General features: G+C 67.5%; 1 protein-coding gene and 1 pseudogene. Both read right to left on the bottom strand.

Annotated elements, in window-relative coordinates:
* Window positions 1–173, bottom strand: a pseudogene (locus ELR45_RS41335) (aspartate carbamoyltransferase); the annotation flags it as partial.
* On the bottom strand, window positions 170–707 hold a 538-nt coding region (gene pyrR / locus ELR45_RS21780; RefSeq protein ID WP_129668298.1), incomplete at its 5' end, for a bifunctional pyr operon transcriptional regulator/uracil phosphoribosyltransferase PyrR. The gene pyrR and the pseudogene ELR45_RS41335, both read right to left, overlap by 4 nt.

The following is a 707-nucleotide window of genomic DNA, read 5'->3' as shown; positions in this document are numbered from 1 at the left end:
CGGGTTCGCGTCGAGTCTTCGAAGAAGAGGTTCACGACGGTGCGCCCGCGCAGCGTCGGCAGTTTCTTCACTGCCCGTCCCTCGGTGAGCCGCGCCATCTCCTCGGTGGTGTCCAGGATGAGCGTGGCATCTTCGCGGGAGAGATCGCCGGCGGAGAGCAGGTGACGGATCATCGGGACTCCTCCATATCAGCGCGATGGACCGTGTCCTCCGCGGCGCCCACCAGGACGGCGTCCTGCGCGTCGGTCTCGGCCAACAGCACTCTCACACTCTCCTGTAGCGACGTCGGCAGATTCTTTCCGACGTGGTCCGCCCGGATGGGAAGCTCACGATGCCCCCGATCCACCAGTACCGCGAGCCGGACCGCTCGCGGCCGCCCGACGTCGTCGAGCGCGGTCAACGCGGCGCGGATCGTACGGCCCGAGAACAGCACGTCGTCGACGAACACAACCACCTTGCCGTCGACGCCGCCGGTGGGAATGTCGGTGTGTTCTAGCGCTCGGGCAGGACGCAGCCGTAGGTCGTCGCGGTACATCGTCACGTCGAGCGCACCGACCGGTACGTCGACGTCGTCGACACTGGAGATACGGGCAGCGAGCCGGTGGGCAAGCGGGACACCGCGGGATGGGATGCCTAACACGACGAGGTCGGATGCGCCCTTGTTGCGCTCCACGACCTCGTGGGCCATCCGGGCCAACGCCCGGTTG

The sequence above is a fragment of the Phytoactinopolyspora endophytica genome, assembly GCF_004138495.1.
GTDB classification, from domain to species: domain Bacteria; phylum Actinomycetota; class Actinomycetes; order Jiangellales; family Jiangellaceae; genus Phytoactinopolyspora; species Phytoactinopolyspora endophytica.
The sequence above is the reverse complement of the archived record's forward strand: the minus strand, read 5'-3'. Positions and strand labels throughout refer to the sequence as shown.